23 protein-coding genes and 4 tRNA genes are annotated in these 22,031 nt (G+C 47.0%); 26 read left to right on the top strand and 1 reads right to left on the bottom strand.

Features of this window, described 5'->3' with window-relative positions; translation table 11 throughout:
- Positions 1 to 231 precede the first annotated feature (231 nt).
- Positions 232 to 1,230, top strand: a complete 999-nt coding sequence (locus EYS13_RS07550) for a deoxyguanosinetriphosphate triphosphohydrolase (protein ID WP_227767479.1) — start codon at positions 232 to 234, stop codon at positions 1,228 to 1,230.
- A 286-nt stretch (positions 1,231 to 1,516) separates the two neighbouring features.
- On the opposite strand, the gene EYS13_RS16255 is transcribed toward EYS13_RS07550, so the two are convergent.
- Positions 1,517 to 1,642 carry a hypothetical protein gene (locus EYS13_RS16255; protein WP_265332432.1) on the bottom strand — a complete coding sequence of 42 codons (126 nt, stop codon included), beginning with the start codon at positions 1,640 to 1,642 and terminating at the stop codon, positions 1,517 to 1,519.
- Between the two features lie 126 nt (positions 1,643 to 1,768).
- Between EYS13_RS16255 and EYS13_RS07545 the strand changes: the two genes are divergently transcribed.
- The 25 genes from EYS13_RS07545 (at position 1,769) to EYS13_RS07425 (ending at position 21,968) form a co-directional block, all read left to right on the top strand.
- The gene (locus EYS13_RS07545; protein ID WP_227767476.1) at positions 1,769 to 2,221 is read left to right on the top strand and encodes a YaiI/YqxD family protein; all 453 of its coding nucleotides are present in this window, start codon (positions 1,769 to 1,771) and stop codon (positions 2,219 to 2,221) included.
- 78 nt (positions 2,222 to 2,299) lie between these two features.
- Complete coding sequence (dnaG, locus tag EYS13_RS07540) at positions 2,300 to 4,102, top strand: DNA primase (RefSeq protein ID WP_227767474.1); 1,803 nt, start codon at positions 2,300 to 2,302, stop codon at positions 4,100 to 4,102.
- 88 nt (positions 4,103 to 4,190) lie between these two features.
- Positions 4,191 to 5,276: an RNA polymerase sigma factor RpoD gene (rpoD, locus tag EYS13_RS07535; RefSeq protein WP_423055330.1), complete on the top strand. Its 1,086-nt coding sequence runs from the start codon at positions 4,191 to 4,193 to the stop codon at positions 5,274 to 5,276.
- A gap of 89 nt (positions 5,277 to 5,365) precedes the next feature.
- Positions 5,366 to 5,440 (top strand) — tRNA-Asn (locus EYS13_RS07530).
- A gap of 8 nt (positions 5,441 to 5,448) precedes the next feature.
- Positions 5,449 to 5,523, top strand: a tRNA-Ile gene (locus tag EYS13_RS07525).
- Between the two features lie 85 nt (positions 5,524 to 5,608).
- Positions 5,609 to 5,684: transfer RNA gene (locus EYS13_RS07520), tRNA-Glu, on the top strand.
- 5 nt (positions 5,685 to 5,689) lie between these two features.
- Positions 5,690 to 5,765 (top strand) — tRNA-Val (locus tag EYS13_RS07515).
- 364 nt (positions 5,766 to 6,129) lie between these two features.
- Positions 6,130 to 6,822, top strand: a complete 693-nt coding sequence (locus EYS13_RS07510) for a tRNA (adenine(22)-N(1))-methyltransferase (protein ID WP_340641282.1) — start codon at positions 6,130 to 6,132, stop codon at positions 6,820 to 6,822.
- Positions 6,813 to 7,931 (top strand): Nif3-like dinuclear metal center hexameric protein, encoded by a 1,119-nt coding sequence (locus tag EYS13_RS07505; RefSeq protein WP_227767471.1) that lies wholly within the window; start codon positions 6,813 to 6,815, stop codon positions 7,929 to 7,931. Before EYS13_RS07510 ends, EYS13_RS07505 begins: the two co-directional genes overlap by 10 nt.
- Positions 7,932 to 7,993: 62 nt before the next feature.
- The gene (locus EYS13_RS07500; RefSeq protein ID WP_227767469.1) at positions 7,994 to 8,698 is read left to right on the top strand and encodes a zinc ribbon domain-containing protein; all 705 of its coding nucleotides are present in this window, start codon (positions 7,994 to 7,996) and stop codon (positions 8,696 to 8,698) included.
- Positions 8,699 to 8,720: 22 nt separating this feature from the next.
- A complete protein-coding gene (locus tag EYS13_RS07495) occupies positions 8,721 to 9,128 on the top strand; it encodes a ribonuclease HI family protein (RefSeq protein ID WP_227767466.1) in 408 nt (135 codons plus the stop codon).
- 36 nt (positions 9,129 to 9,164) lie between these two features.
- Positions 9,165 to 10,292, top strand: coding sequence for a sensor histidine kinase (locus EYS13_RS07490; RefSeq protein WP_227767464.1), 1,128 nt, complete (start codon positions 9,165 to 9,167; stop codon positions 10,290 to 10,292).
- Positions 10,289 to 10,942: a response regulator gene (locus EYS13_RS07485; RefSeq protein ID WP_423055305.1), complete on the top strand. Its 654-nt coding sequence runs from the start codon at positions 10,289 to 10,291 to the stop codon at positions 10,940 to 10,942. Before EYS13_RS07490 ends, EYS13_RS07485 begins: the two co-directional genes overlap by 4 nt.
- Before the next feature lie 143 nt (positions 10,943 to 11,085).
- Positions 11,086 to 11,265 (top strand): Flp family type IVb pilin, encoded by a 180-nt coding sequence (locus EYS13_RS07480; protein WP_227767460.1) that lies wholly within the window; start codon positions 11,086 to 11,088, stop codon positions 11,263 to 11,265.
- 144 nt (positions 11,266 to 11,409) lie between these two features.
- Positions 11,410 to 11,919, top strand: coding sequence for an A24 family peptidase (locus EYS13_RS07475; protein WP_227767459.1), 510 nt, complete (start codon positions 11,410 to 11,412; stop codon positions 11,917 to 11,919).
- 5 nt (positions 11,920 to 11,924) lie between these two features.
- On the top strand, positions 11,925 to 12,305 hold the full coding sequence (locus EYS13_RS07470) for a TadE/TadG family type IV pilus assembly protein (protein WP_227767458.1): 381 nt from the start codon (positions 11,925 to 11,927) through the stop codon (positions 12,303 to 12,305).
- Positions 12,306 to 12,318: 13 nt separating this feature from the next.
- Positions 12,319 to 13,227 carry a pilus assembly protein TadG-related protein gene (locus EYS13_RS07465; protein ID WP_227767457.1) on the top strand — a complete coding sequence of 303 codons (909 nt, stop codon included), beginning with the start codon at positions 12,319 to 12,321 and terminating at the stop codon, positions 13,225 to 13,227.
- A gap of 110 nt (positions 13,228 to 13,337) precedes the next feature.
- Entirely contained in the window at positions 13,338 to 14,042 is a 705-nt protein-coding gene (cpaB, locus tag EYS13_RS07460; RefSeq protein WP_227767456.1) for a Flp pilus assembly protein CpaB, read from the top strand.
- 4 nt (positions 14,043 to 14,046) lie between these two features.
- Entirely contained in the window at positions 14,047 to 15,249 is a 1,203-nt protein-coding gene (locus EYS13_RS07455; RefSeq protein WP_227767455.1) for a CpaE/TadZ family protein, read from the top strand.
- Positions 15,250 to 15,428: 179 nt separating this feature from the next.
- Positions 15,429 to 16,817 (top strand): TadA family conjugal transfer-associated ATPase, encoded by a 1,389-nt coding sequence (locus tag EYS13_RS07450; RefSeq protein ID WP_227767454.1) that lies wholly within the window; start codon positions 15,429 to 15,431, stop codon positions 16,815 to 16,817.
- Positions 16,814 to 17,767, top strand: a complete 954-nt coding sequence (locus EYS13_RS07445; RefSeq protein WP_227767452.1) for a type II secretion system F family protein — start codon at positions 16,814 to 16,816, stop codon at positions 17,765 to 17,767. Before EYS13_RS07450 ends, EYS13_RS07445 begins: the two co-directional genes overlap by 4 nt.
- A gap of 32 nt (positions 17,768 to 17,799) precedes the next feature.
- Complete coding sequence (locus tag EYS13_RS07440) at positions 17,800 to 18,717, top strand: type II secretion system F family protein (RefSeq protein ID WP_227767450.1); 918 nt, start codon at positions 17,800 to 17,802, stop codon at positions 18,715 to 18,717.
- A gap of 3 nt (positions 18,718 to 18,720) precedes the next feature.
- Positions 18,721 to 19,065, top strand: coding sequence for a DUF192 domain-containing protein (locus EYS13_RS07435; RefSeq protein WP_227767449.1), 345 nt, complete (start codon positions 18,721 to 18,723; stop codon positions 19,063 to 19,065).
- A gap of 180 nt (positions 19,066 to 19,245) precedes the next feature.
- Positions 19,246 to 19,719 (top strand): (2Fe-2S)-binding protein, encoded by a 474-nt coding sequence (locus EYS13_RS07430; RefSeq protein ID WP_227767446.1) that lies wholly within the window; start codon positions 19,246 to 19,248, stop codon positions 19,717 to 19,719.
- Positions 19,719 to 21,968, top strand: a complete 2,250-nt coding sequence (locus tag EYS13_RS07425) for a xanthine dehydrogenase family protein molybdopterin-binding subunit (protein WP_227767444.1) — start codon at positions 19,719 to 19,721, stop codon at positions 21,966 to 21,968. Before EYS13_RS07430 ends, EYS13_RS07425 begins: the two co-directional genes overlap by 1 nt.
- Positions 21,969 to 22,031: the final 63 nt, after the last annotated feature.

Raw genomic sequence — 22,031 nt, 5'->3', positions numbered from 1 at the left:
GCTTAGCGTATATATTAAACGTATATACCATTTTGCTATATAAAAGCCTAATGACTCCAGCGGTTATTATGTTTAATTGTGCGTAAATGACAGTCCGCAAAAAGAGTGAAAGACAGGCGGATAATTCTTTTGGGTCATTGCCCAAAATTATGCTATTGGCTTATAACTATTGGCTGATGGCTGACAGCTGGCGGCTAACATGCATCTAATATGCATTTAGGGGAGGCGTTTATGTCCATCCGGGAAAAATGGGAAGAAACGGAAAGATTAATTCTTTCGCCTTACGCAGCTTTAAGCAGTGCTACCAAGGGAAGAAAATGCCCCGAGCCGCCCTGTGCCATCCGCACCGAGTACCAGCGGGACCGGGACCGGATTATTCACTGTAAGGCTTTCCGACGACTGAAACACAAGACCCAGGTTTTTCTTGCCCCCGAAGGGGACCATTTTCGCACCCGTTTGACTCATACCCTGGAAGTAGCCCAGATCTCCCGGACTGTGGCCAGGGCCTTAAGGTTGAATGAGGACCTAACGGAAGCAATTGCCCTGGGCCACGACTTAGGACATACTCCTTTTGGTCATGCCGGAGAAGAGGCGTTAAATAAGGTTTTTTCGGAAGGTTTTAAACATAATGTTCAAAGCCTGAGGGTTGTGGAAAAGTTAGAGCAAAGTAAAGGCTTAAACCTTACATGGGAAGTTAGAGATGGTATTCTAAACCATACCGGTCCTGATTTGCCTGCAACCTTGGAAGGACAAATTGTAAAAATAGCGGACCGGGTTGCTTATATCAATCATGATATTGATGATGCCTTGCGAGGCGGAATAATCACCGAAGGTGATTTGCCGAGGGATTGTCTGGAGATATTGGGATATAGGCACCGGGATAGAATTAATACTATGGTCAATGATTTGATTGCCAGCAGCCAGGGTAAAGCTATCATCACGATGAGCCCGGAAGTGAAAGAAGCAACAGATAAACTGCGCTCCTACCTCTTTGAGCATGTTTACATCGGTTCCCTGGCCAAGGCAGAGGAAGCCAAGGCCAAGAGGTTGGTACAGGATCTTTTTCACTTTTATTGCAACCATCCCGAGAGTTTACCGGAAGAATACCGGACTAAAGAGGATGCCGGTCTGGAACGCCTGGTATGTGATTATATTGCCGGGATGACGGATAATTACGCCACGGCCCAATATACTAAACTATTTATCCCGCGGGGGTTTAAAGTTTTGTAAAAAAAAAGGGACAAGGTTCTCTTCGCTAGTCAGGCTATTCAGGCATTGACTGGATGCCTGACAGGAACCTTGTCCTTTGTTACTATTTTAACCGGTTTCGCAGCTTCTATACATGTCCTTCTATACATGTCAAGGAACAAAAAAAAAAGTGCCGTTGCCGGCACTGCCAAAAGATTAGTTTTAAAGGAAATTTAAAAGTAATGAAGAAGATATATTTTATCTTCTAATAAAAGTATATCAAATTATATATACTAAGTCATGTGTAAGTATTGCCAGTATCACATCTCTACTGCAATTGCTTTTTCTTTAACAAAGACTGTAAGAACAGGGGGTAAATGATACCCTGGTAAAGAACGTAGAGTGTAACGCCGCCAAGAAGTACCAGCAGGATAACGGCTAATATTTTACTCAAAGCAGACACCTCCTGTTTTAGTTTTACTAAAAAGCTTCAATAATATTATCATTGCTAACTGCATTTAGCAGGAAAAAGCTTAAACATAGCGAATAGTATGTACGTTCTGACCCTCTGGAGGTAGCCATGCAAATTCTGGTTGATGCTGATGCCTGCCCTGGTGCAGTTAAGGCTGTGGTTAAAGCTGAAACTGTAAAAATTGGCCTGCAGCCCCTTTTTATCTGCAGCAATGCCCATTTTAGCAGGCGGGAGGAACATGCCCAGATGATTTATGTGGATAGGCATCCGCAGGCAGTCGATCTAGCCATTGCAAACCGGGTTAATCCAGGGGATATAGTGGTTACAGGCGATTACGGACTGGCGGCCCTGGTGCTAGGCAAGGGTGCCAGAGCCATTTCCCACCGGGGAAAACTGTATACAGCGGATAAGCTGCCCGAGCTGTTATTGCAAAGGCATATTCTGGCCAAGGTTAGAAAAAGTGGTGGCAGGCATAGGGGACCCGCTAAACTGAGTAAAGAAGATCTGGAAAGATTTAAAGCTAATTTTTGCGCTCTGCTGTGCAGCGAAAGCGGGTGCTAAGGAAAAGAGGATTTGCTGGAGTGCTTGGCGAATGTGGCATATGTATTGATAGGTTTTCTAAGTTAAGTGGTGGTGCTTGTGCCATATATATCTTCTGAAATTTTGGAGCAAATCAGGGATGCTGCCGACATAGTTGACCTGATTAGTGAATATGTTGTTTTAAAACAGCGTGGCAGAAATTTTGTGGGCTTGTGCCCGTTCCACAGCGAGAAGACTCCTTCGTTTTCTGTTAATCCAGAAAAACAAATTTTTTATTGTTTTGGCTGCGGTGCAGGGGGCGATGTTTTCACCTTTTTAATGCAGCATGAACACATGGAATTTCCCGAGGCGGTACAGTTTTTGGCTGAAAAAACGGGTATCAGGTTGGAACAAAACCGGGAACCTGGAGAACAAGCAAAAACAGAGCAACTTAACAGACTATATCAGCTGAACCTCTTGGCAGCGCGCTTTTTTTACCGGGCTTTGACTGCCAAGCAGGGGAAAAATGCAGCCGCCTATTTGGTTACAAGGGGAATCACCCCTGAAATCAGGAAAAAGTTTGCTTTGGGCTATGCTTTTGAGGCTTGGGATAGCTTGCTGAAATACCTGGAAACGCAGGGTTTTAACCCCAAAGAAATTGTCCAGGCAGGGCTGGCAATTGCCAAAGAAGGTGGGACCGGATATTATGATCGCTTTAGGAACCGGGTGATGTTCCCTATCCAGGACCAGCGCGGTCGGTTTATCGCCTTTGGCGGTAGGGTCATCGACGGAGGAGAGCCTAAATACCTTAATAGCCCGGAAACAGCCATTTTTCAAAAAAAATATACTCTCTACGGTTTAAAACTTGCTTTGCCGGAGATCCGCAGGACAGGTAAAGCGCTAATTATGGAGGGCTATATGGATGTCATTTCGGCCCACCAGCATGGACACACCAACGCAGTAGCTTCTTTAGGTACAGCTTTTACCAGGGAACAAGCTCGCTTGTTATCCCGTTATGCCCAGGAAATCATTATCGCTTACGACAGCGATAATGCTGGGATTCAGGCCGCACTCCGCTGTATCAGCATTTTTGATGGTTTGGATGTCCGGTTGAAAGTGCTGGAGATTCCGGAGGGCAAGGATCCGGATGAATACCTGAAAAATAAAGGCGGTGAGGCATTCGGGGAACTTATTAATCAAGCCCCCACAGCTTTTGAATACAAGCTAAACTTGAGCTTGAAACAGCATGATGCCACTACTGTACAAGGTAAAGTAGAGATAGTAAAGGGGCTTCTTCCCGACTTAGCCAAACTCAAGAGCAGCATAGCGAGGCAAGAATATATCAAGCTCATTGCCAGAAAATTAAATATCTCCGAAGAGGCCATTTATCAGGAGTTAAAACAGGAATATAAGTTGCAAAAAAATGGCACTGCTGAGGATAAAAAAGTAAATTTCAGGCATAATATCGAAGGAAGTTCTCGGCGTGTGAAGGAAAGCATTTGTCGGCCAGAACATGATTTGCTGAAATTGGTGCTGGAACAACCGGAACTAGTGCTGCTCATAGAAAAAGAAATCGGTTTTGCCGGCTTTACAGACATTCGGGTAACAAGGATTTTTGAAACTATAAAACAACTGCTTTTGGCATCTTCCCAGGCTCCTGATGTAGTCAAAATACTGGAAGCTTTAGTTGCAGAGGAGGAAAAGCAGTTGTTGCTTGCTTTAAGTTCAAGCGATCCGCTGCCTGTAAATGACAGGATTATAGAGGATAGTATTAAAGCCATAAAATTGATGAAGTTAAAACAATTGGAATCTGAGAAACGTTTACAAATATCTCAAGCCGAAAAAGAAGGAAATTTGGATAGAGTTCGCGAATTAACTTTATTATTAATAGATTTACAAAAGAGAATCCAGAGTTTAAAATAAAAGATTAGACTTCCTTGGGGATTTCCGCAGGAAGGGGGGATTGAAATTGCAGGATGATAAACAAAAAATAGAAACAGTCAAGCAGCTGATGGAAAAGGGCAAAAAACGTGGAGTTTTGACTTACCGCGAAGTAATGGATGCGCTACAAGGAATAGAGTTAAATGCTGACCAGATCGATGATATTTACGAGCAGCTTGGCAGTATGGGTATTGAAGTAATTCCCGATGCCAATGATTTAGAAGGAACCGCTGATTTGGAAAGTGGTTTGGATCCAGCGGATACTGAGCATCTGGATAAAGAGCGCGTCGAAGAATTAGACCTGGATCTTTCTATCCCCGAAGGTGTTGGTATTGATGACCCCGTTCGCATGTACCTCAAGGAAATAGGCCGCGTACCTCTTTTAACGGCAGAGGAAGAAATTGAGCTTGCTAAGCGAATGGAGCAAGGCGATGAGGAGGCTAGAAGAAGGCTGGCTGAGGCCAACCTGCGCTTAGTGGTGAGCATTGCCAAAAGGTATGTTGGTCGCGGGATGCTGTTCCTGGACTTAATTCAGGAAGGTAACTTGGGTCTCATCAAAGCCGTAGAAAAATTTGACTATACCAAGGGCTATAAATTCAGTACCTATGCCACGTGGTGGATTAGACAAGCTATTACCAGAGCTATTGCCGACCAGGCCAGGACAATCAGAATACCTGTTCATATGGTGGAAACCATCAACAAGCTGATCAGGGTTCAGAGGCAGTTGTTGCAGGAACTGGGCCGGGAGCCAACCCCGGAGGAAACGGCAAAAGAAATGGATATTTCTGTAGAGCGAGTAAGGGAAATTTTAAAAATTGCCCAGGAACCTGTTTCCTTGGAAACTCCCATCGGCGAAGAAGAAGACAGCCATCTTGGCGATTTTATTGAGGATGAAGATGCTCCTGCTCCGGCAGAGGCCGCTTCCTTTATGTTGCTCAAAGAGCAGTTGGAAGAAGTGCTTGATACTTTAACGCCTAGGGAGGAAAAAGTACTTCGCCTCAGGTTCGGTCTAGATGACGGTCGTTCCAGGACATTGGAGGAAGTGGGACAGGAATTTGGAGTAACCAGGGAGCGCATTCGCCAAATTGAAGCCAAAGCGCTCAGGAAGCTGCGCCATCCCAGCCGCAGCAAGAAATTAAAGGATTACCTGGAGTAAGAAATTTTCTTAGCTGGCAGCTTTTTTCTACTAAGTCTTCTTGACATTATTTTAAATCAATCGTATAATGAATAACGTCACTGAGGCGTTCCTCGATAGCTCAATGGTAGAGCACTCGGCTGTTAACCGAGTGGTTGTAGGTTCGAGTCCTACTCGGGGAGCCAATTTTTTTGGGCCTATAGCTCAGCGGTAGAGCTACCGGCTCATAACCGGTTGGTCCCTGGTTCGATCCCAGGTGGGCCCACCAATTGAGAGGCCAGAGGTGAGAGGTTAGAGGTTAGAGGTTGGATTTACTGTCGAACCTCGTGCTTCGAACCTCGAGCTTCGTATCCGGCCCGTTGGTCAAGTGGTCTAAGACACCGCCCTTTCACGGCGGTAACAGGGGTTCGAATCCCCTACGGGTCACCAGATAAGGGCGATTAGCTCAGCTGGGAGAGCGCTTGCCTTACAAGCAAGATGTCGGCAGTTCGATCCTGTCATCGCCCACCAGCAAACCCCGTTTGCACGATGCAGGCGGGGTTTGTTATTTTGCATTTTTTGGTATAATAGACATGCATGTAGTATGCATGTTAGCTATCAGCTATCAGCTATCAGCTATCAGCTGTCAGCCATCAGCTGTCAGCAATTACCCGTTGGTTATCGTAATAAGTAATGACTCGGCGTAAGCCGCAGTGAAGGAGTAGCAACCAAGGACTAAGGACGCGGCTTTAAGCCGATTCTCGGGACTAGGGACTGAGAGATTAGGACTAAGAAGTTCCTTTGGCAAGGGCAAGGGTATCTGATAGCTAGCTGATAGCTGTAAGCTGTTGGCTGAAGGCTGATAGCTGACAGCTAAGCAAGGGAGAGATGCCCCATAATAAAATTATCCCCGCGTCTTCAAGCCATAGCCGCCTTGGTACAACCGGGAGCGGCGTTAGCAGATATAGGGACGGATCATGCCTATTTGCCCATTTATTTGGTTGAACAGGGCATCACGCCGCGGGCTATAGCAGTTGATGTTCACCGCGGACCTTATGAAAGCGCTCTGGCCCAAGTTAAGGCCCGTAATTTAGCGGAAAAAATAGCCGTCCGCTTGGGCGACGGCTTGGAGCCTGTAAGTCCGGGGGAAGCACAGGTCGCGGTTTTAGCCGGTATGGGCAGCAGCACGATCCAAGGTATTCTGGAGCGCAGCCCGCAAGTAGTAAGCAGGCTGCAGCAGCTGGTGCTGCAGCCCATGGTAGGTGCGGCAAATGTGCGACGCTGGTTAACGGAGCATAATTGGCGTATAGCTGCTGAGGAATTGGTTGCAGATGATGGGATCATCTATGTAATAATCTCAGCGGTTCAAGGCAGGCAGTCTATAACCGACTGGCTTGCGTTGGAACTAGGTCCTGTTATTCTGAATAACCGTCCCCCCTTGCTGGTGCCCTATGCGGAAAAAATGCTGGAGGACATGTGTAAAATAGTCTCTTCGTTGGAACAGGCTGAAAGCCTGGAAGTCCGGCAAAGAAAAATTGAGCTGCAGGAAAAAATTAAGCTCTTGGAGGGTGTATTAGCATGCCGGTAATTTGCCGACAGGTGCTCAAGGTTTTGGAACAGTTAGCTCCCAGCCAGCTGTCTGAAGAATGGGATAACACGGGGCTCTTGATTGGTGACCCCTCTGCAGAAGTAGAGGGAATAATGCTCTGTTTGGATATGAGTGTTTCTGTGCTGGAAGAAGCCTTGGAAAAAGGTGCAAACCTGGTAATCAGCCATCACCCCTTTCTTTTTAAACCGCTAAAGACTTTGCGCTTTGATTCGCCCCTGGGGCAACTGCTGCAAAAGATTATTAAAGAGGAATTACAAGTTATAGCCCTGCATACCAATTTTGACCATGCCGGGGAAGGAGTCAGCGCCCAATTGGCTAAAAAGCTGGGCTTGGTGGACGTAAAAGTTCTCCAGCCTAAATACCGGGAAACATTGTATAAATTAACTGTCTTCGTACCAAGAGAGCACGAATCGGCGGTACGGCAGGCCATTGGTGATGCGGGCGCGGGCCACATCGGCAATTATTCCCATTGCACTTTCCGGGTCTCTGGTACGGGAACTTTCTTGCCATTGGAAGGCACTAACCCCTTTATAGGAGCTAAAGGCAGGATGGAGGAAGTAGAAGAATTCCGTTTGGAAACTATTGTTCCGGAAAGCAGGCTGGGAAAAGTGCTTGATGCTATGCTTGCTGCCCACCCTTATGAGGAGGTAGCCTACGACTTATATCCGCTGGCCAATCAAATTAAAGAGCATGGTTTAGGCAGAATTGGCAGACTCCCTGAACCCGTGAGTCTCGCCCGGTTTGCCGAACAGGTTAAAAAAAGACTTGCTCTTCCTGCCGTGCGCCTAGCGGGCAATCCTGAACAAATAATTGCTACCGTGGCCGTATGCGGCGGTTCAGGAAAACACCTGATCGCAGCTGCCGCTTCAGCGGGGGCTGACGCATTGGTTACGGGCGAATTAGGACATCACGAGGCTCAAGTAGCGCGGGATTTAAATTTGGCCCTGGTTGATGCAGGACATTTTGGCACGGAAATTGTCAGCCTTCCTTTTCTGGCTGCTTATTTGGAAAGAGCTTTGGATGCTCAGCAGAATAATATTTTTGTTGCTATGGCTGTCACGGAAAAAGATCCATGGCAAATAGTATAGAATAGGCAAAAATTATGCCTATTCTTTTTTATTCTTTTTACGCATTAACTGGAGGTGTTAGAATGTCTTTAGCAAAGCTTTGGCGGCTGCAGAGTCTTTACTTGCAGCAGCAAAAATTGAAGCGGCAGTTGTCTGCAGGAGAAGGGGTCAAGCTGAAAAAGGAAAAGGAAATAATTTTAAAGCGGCAAGAGAACTTGCAGCAAAGGGCGAAACAGTTAAAAAGTGAAGAACTGCTTTTAAAACAAAAAGAAAGTGAATATGAAACGCTGTGGCAAAAGCAAAAAGCTGCCAAGGAATTTTTATATAGCGGCCAAATAAACAATCCCAAAGAACTGTCAAACATTCAGAGCCAACTGCTGCAAATGCAAAAGGATCTTGTTGCTGCCGAGGAAGAAGTGCTACGGAAAGCCGATCAGCTGGAGACAGGACGGCAAACCTTAGCCATGGCACAAAAAGAATTGAATCTCCAAAAAAAGGCTTTTAAAGCGGAGGTAGAGCATTATTTACAGCAGAAAAAGGAAGTTGAAGGTGAAATTGCTTTACTTCAAGACAAGATTGCTGCGTTATGCGCTGAAATTGAACCGGAGCTTCTGGAGCTTTACCGGCAAAATACCAATGAATATGGTTTTGCCGTTCTAAGCCTGGTAAGCAACAAAACCTGCAGTCAGTGCCACATCGGAATACCTGCTGTGCTGCTGAAAGAAGTTAGGCTTGGGCAGGGTTTGGTTAAGTGTGAAAATTGTGGTAGAATTTTATACTGGGAGTGATTTTATATTTGGAGGAATATGCATGAAAGTCATTATTTATACCGATGGCGCTTCCCGGGGAAACCCTGGAGATGCCGGTCTGGGCGTGGTCATTTCCGGTGCGGACGGTCAAAAAATAGGGGAAATCAGCGAGTATCTTGGCAAGACAACTAATAATGTGGCCGAGTATAAGGCATTAATCAGGGGCCTGCAGGAAGCAAAAAGAGCGGGGGCTACCGAGGTGGAAGTATATACCGACAGTGAACTGATGGCCCGACAGATTAACGGTGCATACAAAGTTAAAAACCAAGGGCTGATACCTTTGTACCATGAAGCCAAACAACTGCTGGGCCAGTTTACCTCCGGCAAAGTAATTCATATCCGGAGGGAATTTAACAAAGAAGCGGACAAGCTCGCCAATTTGGCGATTGACTCTGGCCCCAAAATGTGATTTAGGGATAAAAGTTACAGGTTAGAGGGGAATGACATGAATACCTCGCTGCTTGATAAGATTCTCAGGGAGACCATAGATGTAATAGAAAGAAGCAAAGAGCAGATTTTTGAAATAGCCGAAAATGCCCGGCAGGAATGCAAACGGGTGGAACAGGAATTAACACAACTTAAAGATGCCATAGCTTTGGTAATCAATGAAGTGGACCGCTGGGAAGCAGAGGAAAAAAAGGCCAGGAAGCGGCTCATGCATGTCAGCCGCAATTTCAATAAATACGGCGAAGAAGATATCAAAAAGGCCTATGAAGATGCCAAGGATCTCCAAATCAAGGTAATAATGCTCCGGGAAAAAGAAAAACAGCTCAGGTCCAAACGGGACGAACTGGAATTCAGCTACCGTAACCTGCTTAAAACTGCAGAACGGGCTGAACAGTTGGTTTCCCAGGTAGGGGTTGCCATGAGCTACCTGACCTCCAACCTGCAGAATATCTGGGGAGAATTAGATAAATTACAGCAGCAAAAACAGTTCGGCGTAGCGGTAATCAAAGCCCAGGAAGAAGAGAGGCGCAGGGTGGCGCGGGGCATGCATGACGGTCCTGCCCAATCCATAGCCAATATCGTTTTGAGAGCTGAATACTGTGAAAAGCTGTATGAAAAAAAACCGGAGCTTTTGCAGGAAGAATTGCGTTCACTGAAAGAATATGCGCGGGAAACATTAGAAGATGTTCGTAAGATTATTTTTGACCTGAGGCCCATGGATTTGGATGATCTGGGATTGGTACCTGCAGTTAAGCGGTACGCGGCGGACTTCCAGGAAAAATATAAAATTAAGGTGGAAGTGGTTAATGTCGGACAGGCCAGAAGATATCTTCAGGCCATAGAAGTTACAGTGTTTAGAATTATTCAGGAGGCCTTAAACAACGCCAGAAAGCATTCAGGCGCTACTGCAATCAGAATCGTTATGGAGACTAACCCTTTGTCATTATCGGCAGTGATCAAAGATGACGGTTGCGGTTTTGAGCTGCGGGAAGGGTTGGAGGTAGGTCATTTTGGTCTGAGGGGAATGCACGAATGGGCCAGTATTCTGCAAGGCAATCTGCAGATTGTGACTGCTCCCGGGAAAGGGACAACTGTGGCAGTGAAAATCCCGGTGCAAGAGGAGTGATATCTTTGGAGACGATTGGGGTATTAATAGTGGACGATCATGCCCTGCTGCGGGAAGGGATAGCCAAAATCTTGAGCCTTGAACCCAGGATCAAGGTGCTGGGAGCAGCCTCCAGCGGTGAAGAAGCTCTCAGCATGGCCATGGAATTAGCTCCCCGGGTAATCTTGATGGATTTGAATATGCCTGGGATGAATGGCGTTGAAGCATGCAGGAGAATAAAGTCCACTCATCCCGAAATTAATGTTATAGCGCTGACTATCTATGAGGAAGAGAGTTATGTATTTGAAATGATCAAGGCCGGGGCTTCAGGGTACCTCTTAAAAGATGTAGGGCCCGATGTGTTGATCCAGGCAATTATCGATGTGGCCAAAGGCAAATCTTTGCTGCACCCTAAAGTTACGGGGAAGGTTTTACATGAATTTAACCGCTTGTCCCAGATTATGGAGAGCACGGCTAGACCTGTTCTGACTGAAAGAGAGACAGAGGTGCTTAGACTCGTGGCCCGGGGGTCCTCAAACAAAGAAATTGCCCGGGAGTTATATATCAGCGAAAAAACGGTGAAAAACCACCTGACCCATTTGTTCCAAAAGCTGGAGGTTAATGATAGGACGGAAGCAGTGGTCAAAGCTATGACCATGAGGCTGCTTTAGTCCTATTTTTTTTGGGACTCAGACAGGACCAATACCCTACTTTCGGCTCATTATTTTTTTGTTCATAGGCAGATACAATTAAATTACCAAAACAGAAACAGTTGCAAGAGTTAGGTAAATTAAAAAACCCGGAGGTGCAGACAATGTTGAATTTGCTAAAAAGACTTTGGAAGGAAGAAGAAGGACAAGCTATGACAGAGTACGGACTGATTTTGGGAGTTATTGCAATAGCCGTAATAGCAGCTCTGTTCCTAATGAGACCGCAGTTAGTGGCAATTTATGATTCAATAACTGCGAGTCTTACACAAGCATCGACGCCTTAAGGTGCAACCCTTGACCCTACTTTTAAGTAGGGTCAACTTTTAGCTTGGGATAATAGGGCACGTAGATCAATTAGTTGAAAATAAAGATTCAGCCGAATTATAACCTAGAACAAGCCATGTTTCTTTAGGCAGGTGATTAAGTAGATGGATGTAATTGTATTGCTGGCAGTTGGAATCAGCTTTTTTACGGACGTTACCCGCAGAAAGATTTATAACTGGGTTACATTGAGTGCCATGTCTCTGGGTTTGACGCTGCATTTTATAGATAACGGAATGAGTGGTCTTAAAACTTCTTTTGGGGGATTGCTTACGGGATTGGGTATTTTATTTATTCCTTTCCTGTTAAACGGGATAAGCGCGGGGGATGTGAAACTTTTAGCAGCTATAGGTGCATTAAAAGGTGCTGAGTTTGTGCTGCAAACGGCTCTTTTTGCCGCAATTTTTGGGGGTATCTATATATTTATTTATTTGTTGCAAAAGGGTAAGCTGGGTGAAACCACTAAACGCCTTTGGCAGGTCTTGAAGCTGGTAGCTATAACGGGAGGCAAGCAGAGGTACGGATGGCTGCCACCTATAAGAGAGGGGATGACCACAGTCGTTCCTTACGGCACAGCTATTTTTGCCGGTACGGTGCTCACTTTGTTGGTGAGGTGAGAAGATTGTTTCTAAAAGAGGAAAAAGGCCAGGCTCTTGTAGAATTGGCTTTGATTTTACCGGTCCTGTTGCTCCTGGTTTTTGGAATTGTGGAGTTTGGCCGGGTATACGGCGCATATTTGACAGTAAACCATGCGGCCAGGGAAGGGGCACGGGCTGCGGCAGTAGGTTTCAACGATATCGATACCGAAGAGGTTGTCTTGAATGCTTCTTCCAGTTTAGCAGCGGAAAATGTGAAAATTACTATCGCTCCAAGCACCAGGGTCAGGGGGGAAGAGGTAAGAGTTAGAGTATCTTACCCGGTGGAACTGTACGCACCTTTTATTAAACAAATATTGCCCAATCCCCTTACTGTAGAGGGCGAAGTTGTAATGCGGGTCGAGTAGGAGGAAATAATTTATGTTTTGGCAGGGGGAAAAAGGCAGCACTTTAATAATAGTGGCTATTGGCCTGACCGTATTCTTTGGATTTGCTGCTTTGGTTGTGGATGCAGGAATGCTCTACACTACCCGGCTCCGACTTGCCAATTTGGCTGATGCTGCGGCGCTGGCGGGAGCGCAGGAATTGCCCTACCATGACGAACTGGCGGAAGAAGTAACGCTGGAGTATGCAACTCTCAACGGGGCCTTGCCGGACGAGGTGGCTGTAGAAGTAGACACAGTTTTGAATACGGTGCGGGTTACAGTTAGCCGGAAAACACAGCTCACTTTTGCCAGGTTTTTAGGTCATGAACAAGTGAAAGTCACAGCCTCGGCAACAGCCCAATCTCAAGCGATTAGCAGCGTCAAGGGAGTAATACCCCTGGCGGTGGAAAATGCCGATTTTGAATTTGGCCGGCTGTACACATTAAAGACCGGAGCTCCTCCTACGATAGGCTCAGGTGAGTTCGGAGCTCTTTCCCTGGGAGGAAATGGCGCAAGCAGGTATGAAAAGAATTTGCGGGAAGGGTATCAGGGAGTACTTAAAGTTGGTGACGTGGTTGACACTGAAACGGGAAACATGTCAGGGCCTACTTTCAGGGCCATCAAATACCGGATTAATCAGGATCCGTCCAGTTCAATCAACGATTTCGAGCGCGGATCCCCTCGGCTGGTAATAGTGCCTGTTTACGAGCCGGCCAGTGTTGACTCTAAAAACCAGATAAAAAGAGTCAAGATTATGGGTTTTGCTGCCTTCTTTTTACAGGACGAAACGGGAGTTGGAAACGATTCTTATGTGAAAGGTTATTTTGTGGAGTCAACTACTGTTGGCGACAGTTCGCCGGATCAGGCCTATTTCGGTTTAAACGGAGTGCGACTCATCCGGTAGTTGTTAGCTATCGGCCGTCAGCGTAAGCTCTAGCCATTGGTTGTTAGTTGCTACAACTAACAACCAACAACTATCAACCAGTTTGCTATGTAAATCGGAGGAGAAAATTTGTGAGCAAAAAGTTATTTGTCCTAGCAGTTATTTTAAGTATCCTAGTCGCCGGAAGCGTTTATCTCTACCTGGATCATTTGCAGAAGACTTTGGACCCGAGGGTTTACAAAGAAGTAGTAGTTGCTAAGGAAAATATCCCGGCCAATACGCGGGTTACGTTAAGCATGCTGGAAAAGAAAAGGCTGCCCAGCGAATACAGGCACGAGGAAGCAGTGGAGGACACCAGCGTAGTCATAGGAAAAATTACTGAGGTACCCATTTATAAAGGGGAACAGGTGCTTAAATCCAGACTGGTGGGAACAGACAGTAACAGGGGAGGCTTATCCTACCGGGTACCTGTCGGTTACCGTGCGGTAGCCGTTCAGGTCAATGAAGTATCAGGGGTTGGCTATAATCTCCGCCCGGGAGACAAAGTCGATGTGTTGGCCACCATGGACTTTAAGGTGGGAGGGCAAGAAATAACCCAAACCAGCATTATTTTGCAGAACATTCAAGTATTGGCTTTGGGGCGCAACCTGGAGAAAAGCGGCAGCAGTGAAAAGGACATTAAAACTGTTACATTGGCAGTGGGGCCCTTGGAAGCCCGGCCTTTGGTGTTGGCCTCGGAGCGGGGAAGCATCAGGCTGCTTTTAAGGTCACCGGTAGACGAAAAAAGGGAATCAATTCCTGCCATGCGCGTGGAAGATTTGTTAGAAAGAAGGTAGAATTATGCCAATCAAGGTGATGATTGTTGACGATATCAAGGAAACCAGGGATAACGTCCGCCGGTTGTTGGCATTGGATGAGGAAATAGTAGTAGTCGGTGAAGCGGAAAACGGCGAAGAAGCCCTTAATAAGGTAGACAAAATTAAACCTCATATCATCCTGATGGACATAAATATGCCGGTGCTGGATGGCCTTAGCGCAACAGAACAAATCTCTACCCAATATCCCGATGTAAGCGTCATTATGATGACTGTGCAAGGCGAATTTGAGTACATAAAAAGGGCCATGACTGCAGGCGCCAGGGATTATATTTGCAAGCCCTTTTCCAGCGAAGATCTTTTAAACAGCGTAAAAAAAATCTATCAGCTGGAATACCGGAAGAAAAACGTCTCGGACGAGCATCATGGGACAAAGAGCCAGCCTCAGACTGTAGTAGTATTCGGAACAAAAGGCGGCGTAGGCAAGACCACGGTTGCAACCAATTTAGCGGTCAGTTTGCATCAGGTCAGCGGGAAAAAAGTTGTCCTCCTGGATTTGGACCTGCAGTTCGGGGATGTATCGGCCATGCTCAATATCTTTCCCAAGCAGACGTTGGCCCAACTTGTCCAGGAAAATGAACTGATAGATGCCGACTTGGTACAAAGCTACGTTTTGCCTCACCCTGCTACGGGCCTAAGCGTGCTGTCGGCGCCGGCCAGGCCCCAGTATGCTGATTTAATTGACAATCGGCATGTGGAACAAATAATTAAAGCTCTGCAAAAAACTTATGAGTACGTGGTAATAGATACCCCCGCTGCCTTTGACGAAAACGTTTTGTCAGCTCTGGACCTGGCAAGCCAGATCCACCTGGTCCTGACCATGGATTTACCGGCAATCAAAAATGCCAAGCTGTGCCTGGAAGTGCTGGAGGGGCTGGGGCTTAAAGAGAAGGTGCGCATTATATTAAACAACTCATGCTCAGATTACGGTTTGCGGGCGGAGGATGTGGAACGGACCTTGGGACTGCCAATCTTATGCCAGCTGCCTCCCAGCGATAAAGTGGTGATTACCGCGGTAAACCGGGGCACGCCTTTTGTGGTAACTAACCCGACTGCCAAAATATCGGAAAACATCGAACAGCTGGCCAGAATGGTGGTAAAGAAAGCAAAGACAGCAGCTGCCCAAAATAAAAAGCCGGGACTTTTGGCCAGTATGTTCAGCCTGTAGAGCAGTTGTCAGTTGTTAGTTGATGGTTGTTGGCTAACAGTTTTGGCCCAAGCTTTTGGTTATTTTATAACTAATAACTAACAACTAACAACCAATAACCAGCAACCCTGATCGAGAATTGTAAATCAAAGGAAGTTAAACGTTAATAGATTTATAATTGGCGTCTAGGAGTGAGAACCATGTCCCTTTTAGAAAGACTGAAGCAGCATGAAGCTGTAGAGGCGGAAGAAAAGGAAGCGGGGAAAAGCAAAAAAGATCCCTACTGGGATATAAAAATCAGGCTGCACCAGAAACTGATCGAAGAAATCGAAAAGCTTCCGGAAGAAAATAAAATTGAGGCCACTCGGGCAGAAGACCAGGAAAAAATCCGCAGCATGATTAACCAAATTCTGGAGCGGGAAACGCCTGCCATTTCCCGGATGGAAAAAGTACGACTGGCTGCTGAGCTTTATGATGAGGTTGTGGGCTTGGGACCAATTACCGCGCTGCTCCGGGATCCGCAAGTTTCTGAAATTATGGTTAACGGTGCCGATCAGGTGTATGTGGAGAAAAATGGCCGGCTGGAGAAGACCGCTATCCGCTTTCGGGATGACGAGCATGTGCTCCATATTATTGAAAAAATAGTTGCCCCTTTAGGCCGCAGGATTGATGAAAGCATGCCCATGGTAGATGCCCGCCTGCCTGACGGGTCGAGGGTTAACGCCATCATTCCTCCGGTAGCCTTGAACGGGCCAACCATTACTATTCGGAAATTTTCACAGGATCCTTTTACCATTGAGGATTTAATCCGCTTTGGCAGCCTGTCGGTGGAAATGGCCAAATTCCTGGAAGCGTGTGTTAAAGCGCGTTTGAATATTGTGGTCTCCGGGGGTACAGGTTCGGGAAAAACCACCTTTCTCAATTGTCTTTCCTCCTTTATTCCCCCTGATGAACGAATTATAACCATTGAGGATGCTGCTGAACTGCAGCTTCGCCAGCCCCACGTTGTTTCCTTGGAGACCAGGCCTCCCAATATTGAAGGCAGAGGAGCTATTTCCATCCGCGACCTGGTGCGTAACTCCCTGCGGATGCGTCCCAACCGGATTATTGTGGGGGAAGTGCGGGGCGGAGAAGCACTTGATATGCTGCAGGCCATGAATACAGGACATGACGGCTCTCTTACCACCGGCCATGCCAACTCACCCCGGGATATGCTGGCCAGGTTGGAGACCATGGTCCTAATGGCGGGAATGGATTTGCCGGTTCGCGCTATTAGGGAGCAAATAGCCGGCGCTATTGACCTCATCGTACAGCAAAGCAGGATGCGGGATGGCAGCCGAAAGGTTACTCACTTAACAGAGGTGCTGGGGTTAGAGGGGGACACTATTGTTACCCAGGATATTTTTGTCTATGAGCAGGAGGGAGTGGATGATTACGGCAGGGTAAAAGGAGTACATAGGGCTACCGGAATACGGCCAAAATTCAGCGATCAACTTAAAGGAGCGGGTGTAGTGCTTCCTGAAAATATCTTCTCCCCCTTTATGGGCTTTGGAAGCGCCAACCCCCGGTTTGGAGGCAAGAACTTGTGAGCAAACTGGTTGTCGTCGCGTTGGTTTTTTGCTGGACGTTATGTCTTATCTTTCTTTTGCAACAATACTTTAGTCGGGAACAACGTGTAGTGGCTGAGCGACTGCAAAATTACCTTAAAAACCTCGACGAAAGGCCGCAACGAAAAGCGGTATTGAGCTGGAAAGCAGTCTTTGGCCTGTTTGGACATCTTTTTGCTCCAAAAACTTATTTGTCCAGAATAAGTCAAGAACTGCTGAAAGCGGGAGTAATGATGCGTGGGGAGGAATTTTTTACAGCTGTTGTTTTAGTAATTTCACTTCTTGCCATCGCTGGCTTTATATTTACGGGCGATCCGGTAGTCAGCCTGCTTTTTGCCGCTGTAGGTCTCTTTTGGCCTAAGCTGATGCTGGGGAGTCTCAAAGCCAAACGCATTAAGCAGTTGAATTACCAGCTGGGGGACGCACTGCTCATTATGGCCAATTCTTTAAGGGCCGGTTTCGGGTTTCTACAGGCCATGGACTTGGTGAGCAAGGAAATGCCGGCGCCAATCGCTGCTGAGTTCAGCAGAACCTTACGGGAAATTCAACTGGGTTCCGCAGTGGATGCAGCGCTTTTGTCTATGGCTGAGCGGGTAGGCAGTGAAGACCTGGATTTGGTTGTCACCGCAGTTTTGATCCAGCGGCAAGTAGGGGGCAACCTGGCTGAGGTGCTGGACAATATTTCACATACCATTCGGGAAAGGATTAGAATCAAGGGGGAAATAAAAACCCTTACCGCACAAGGGAAAATATCGGGTGTAGTTATTGGGCTGCTGCCGGTATTTTTACTGTTTGTTTTGTTTTTGCTCAACCGTGATTACGTTTTGGTGCTGTTTACTAATCCCCTGGGGTTAGTGCTTATGGGCGGCGGAATATTGTCCCAAGCAATAGGGTTTTCATTGATTAGAAAAATTGTCAATATTGAAGTTTAAATTATTAAAGTTTAAAGTTTAAGGTGAATGGTATGTTTTATATAATCATTGTTTCCAGCGCATGTTTGACCTTCGTTGTTACCATCTTATTCTACCAGTTTGCAAACCAGCGGAAGCTTTATATTAAAGAGCGTCTCCGCAATTTAACAACAGTCGGTGAGCCACAAGATGCCATCAGCGCTGAACTGAGTGTTCCCTTCAGCCAGCGGATCCTTCGCCCTTTGTTTGGGCAACTGGCCCAAAAGATTGCGCGGCTCATGCCTTTTAGGCAGTCAGGGTTGGAGCGGCAGTTGGTGTTGGCGGGACAACCGGGCAATTTCACGGTCCAGGAGTTTGTAGGTCTGCAGGTATGCATTGCTTTTGGTTTCATGGCTGCAGGATATTTGCTGGCAGTTTTGAGCGGGATGAGGGCCAACATTATTCTGCCTATTAGCTGTGGCTTGGCCGGCTTTTACTTGCCAAAACTCTATCTGCGCAAAATAATTGTCACCCGCAGCAGCGTTATTGAAAAAGAGTTGCCCGAGGTATTGGACCTGTTGACAGTGTGCGTGGAAGCAGGCCTTGGGTTTGACGCGGCTCTGGCCAAGGTAGTGGAAAAAAGCTCTACGACTCTGGCGGGAGAATTTAAAAGGGTGCTGCAGGAAATTAAGATCGGCAAGCCCCGGAGGGAGGCACTCAAGGATCTGGCCAAAAGGCTGGAGGTAGATGACTTGTCAAATTTTATCGGCGCCGTAGTCCAGGCTGATCAGTTGGGAGTCAGCATGTGCAATATGTTGCGGCTGCAGTCCCAGTCTATCAGGCAAAAGCGCCGCCAGCGCATTGAAGAACAGGCCATGAAGGCCCCGGTCAAGATGCTCTTGCCTTTGGTGTTGTTTATTTTTCCCTGCATCTTTATAGTGCTTTTAGGCCCCGCAGTATTGCAATTCATTGCCGCAATGGGGGGGAGATAATGCTTGCTGCTCAATATTTCTAAAAATGCTGTCATAGCCGACCGGGTAATAATAGCTGATACTTTTCATAAGAGGTTGCTGGGGTTGATGGGAAAAAGGGAGTTGGCCAAAGGTTACTGCCTGCTGCTTAAACCATGCAATGCCATCCATACTTGTTTTATGCGCTTTCCCATCGATGTATTGTTTTTAGATAAAACAGGGGGCGTTAAGTATACCATTGCCGGGCTAAAAAGCTTTAAAAGGAGTCCCGTCGTCAAAGAAGCTTACTGCGTTGCAGAATTGCCTGCCGGCAGCATTGAAGCTACAGGCACCGAACCCGGTGATTTGTGCGTTTTAAAGTACGATTAAGAGCATTATGTATCTGTCGTTACAATTTTTTTAGCATTGTTAAAAATTCAAGACAAATTTTGCATATTTTCAACAAAAGTAGGAGTATCTGTGGTAGAATTAAGGTAGCAATTCTACTCGCAGTATTCCTATTTTTTTATTGCAAGGCTTGCAGGCGTTAAGGTCAAAGGAGGGGCAAGGATGCAACAAATAAAGCTTAAAATCAACGCTAAGATTTACGATGTGGCAGTTAAGAAAAACTGGACACTGCTCTATGTAATAAGAGAGGTGCTTAACCTGACCGGAAGCAAGTGTGGCTGCAATACCGGCGATTGTGGCGCATGCAAAGTTTTAATAGACGGGGAGGCGGTCAATTCCTGTACGGTATTGGCCATCAAGGCTGAAGAGAAAGAAATCGTTACCATAGAAGGGATAGCCCAAGGGACAAGTCTTCACCCTATTCAAGAGGCCTTTGTGGAAGCAGGTGCCGTTCAGTGCGGTTTTTGTACTCCCGGCATGATTATTACTGCCAAAGCGCTGCTGGACAAAAACCCCAACCCCACCAGGCAGGAAATTGCAGAAGCACTGGACAACAATCTTTGCCGCTGTACAGGCTATATCAAAATCATGGATGCCATTGAACTGGCAGCCCGCAGGATGAGAGGTGAAGCATAATGGGTAAGGAAAAATTGACTTATGTAGGTGCAGGTCGTCCCATCAGAGATGCAGCTTTGAAGGTAACCGGACAGTTGAAATATACTGCGGACATGAAATTACCACATATGCTGTATGCTAAGCTGCTGTTCAGCCCGTTAGCCCATGCTAAAATCAAGCATATCGACACCTCCAAGGCGGAAGCTTTGCCTGGCGTGAAGGCAGTGCTTACTTATAAAAATTCGCCGCGTATTCCCTACAACAGCGCTATGCGTTTTTACGAGCACAAAATTCCGGAAGTGGAATATGTTTTCGATGATACGGTGCGCTTTGTAGGCGACAGGGTGGCGGCAGTAGCGGCTGAGGATTTGGAAACCGCAGAAAAAGCCATCCGGTTAATTGAAGTTGAGTATGGAGAGCTGCCTGCCGTTTTTGATCCGGAGGAAGCGTTACAGGCCGATGCACCGCAAATTCATCCCGGCGGCAATAAGGTCGCTGAAATCAAGGCGGAAGCGGGCAATGTGGAGGAAGGTTTTGCTGAAGCAGATTTGATTTTTGAAGATAGATATACTGTGCCGGCTATCCATCATGGCGCCATTGAGACCCACGTGGCTATTGCAGATTATGACCGGCGGGGCAAGTTAACTGTCTGGAGCCCTAACCAAAATACCTTTGCTTTTAGGATTATCCTTTCTAAAATCCTGGAAATGCCCATGAACAAAGTGAGGGTTATCAGGCCTGCCATTGGCGGAGGTTTCGGCGGCAAACTGGAAGCCACGATAGAACCGGTGGTGGCTTTGCTTGCTAAAATGACCGGTCGCCCTGTAAAGCTGGAGTTAAACCGCAGGGAATCCATGGTCTCCACCAGGACCAGGCACGGAGCGGTGGTTTACCTCAAGACCGGCGTCAAGAAAGACGGGACCATAGTAGCCCAGGATTTCAAGGTTATTATCAACACCGGTGCTTATGCAACCAGCGCCCTTAATGTTACAGCGGCCATGAGCCATAAAGTATTTAAAGTGTACAAGACCAAGCATCTGCGTTTTACCGGGATTCCGGTCTATACCAATACACCCATTGCCGGCGCTATGCGAGGCTATGGTTCGCCTCAGGCCTTTTTCGCCCAGCAGGTGCAACTGAACAAAATTGCCAAAGCTTTAAAAATGGACATGGTTGAGCTGCAATTAAAAAACCTGGTAGAACCCGACGGCATTGACCAGCGTTTTGGCAAGCCCATCGGCAACCCGCGTCCGATTGACTGCGTGTTGAAAGGGGCTGCTGCCTTTAAATGGGAGGGCTATAAACTAAGCGAAGACAACGGGCGTTTCAAGCGGGGCATTGGCATGGCCGTAGGTTCCCATGGAAACGGCTGCTTCGGCGCTCACAGGGATGTAACGGCTTTAATCCTGAAAATGAATGAGGATGGGACAGCAACCCTGTTTACTGGTACCCATGACATGGGGAACGGATCGGTAACCGTCCAAACCCAGATAATCGGCGAAATTTTGGGCATCGATCCCGAAAACATCGAGTGCGTGGAAGCGGATACGGAGGCTGTGCCATGGAATTTGGGCGATTATGCCAGCAGGGGGGTTTTTGTTTCAGGCAAAGCTGCCCAGAAGGTGGCGGAAAACGTGAAGGAACAAATTTTAAGGGAAGCTTCCCTCCTTTTACAGGTCCCGGCGGAAGAGCTGGATTTAAAAGATGGTTTTGTCTACTCGGTAAAAAATCCGGAGCAGAAAGCAACCCTTTGTGAGGTGCTTGTCAATGCCCAAAAGGTAAGTCAGAGGGAAATTATCGGCGCGGAAACTTATGCTTCCATTGCTGGACCCGCTTCTTACGGAGCCCATTTTGCGGAGGTGGAAGTGGATACGGAAACCGGCAGGGTGAAAGTGCTGAGATACGTGGCAGCCCATGATGTGGGTAGAGCCATTAACCCCTTGGCTACTGAAGGACAGATCGAAGGAGCCATCCAAATGGGCATCGGTTACGCCTTGACGGAAGGTTTAGAATTTGATGCCGGCGGAAAGACCATCAACAATTCCTTGAAGAAATACCACCTGCTTACTGCCAGTGAAATGCCCCAAACCAAGGTTATTCTGGTAGAAGAGGGGGAAGACCCTGGTCCGTTCGGGGCTAAAAGCATCGGCGAGTGTTCCGTGGTGCCTTCGGCGCCGGCAGTGGTAAATGCGGTCAGCAACGCATTGGGCGTAGAATTTAAGGATCTGCCGGTTAAGCCCGAGAAAATACTGCAAGCACTGGGGAAATAACGTCACTATAATCTGTGCCGGCCCCAAATACAGGGGGCTGGATTTTCCGCTTCGCTATTTTAG

It is taken from the genome of Zhaonella formicivorans, assembly GCF_004353525.1.
Taxonomy (GTDB): domain Bacteria; phylum Bacillota; class DUOV01; order DUOV01; family Zhaonellaceae; genus Zhaonella; species Zhaonella formicivorans.
The sequence above is the reverse complement of the archived record's forward strand: the minus strand, read 5'-3'. Positions and strand labels throughout refer to the sequence as shown.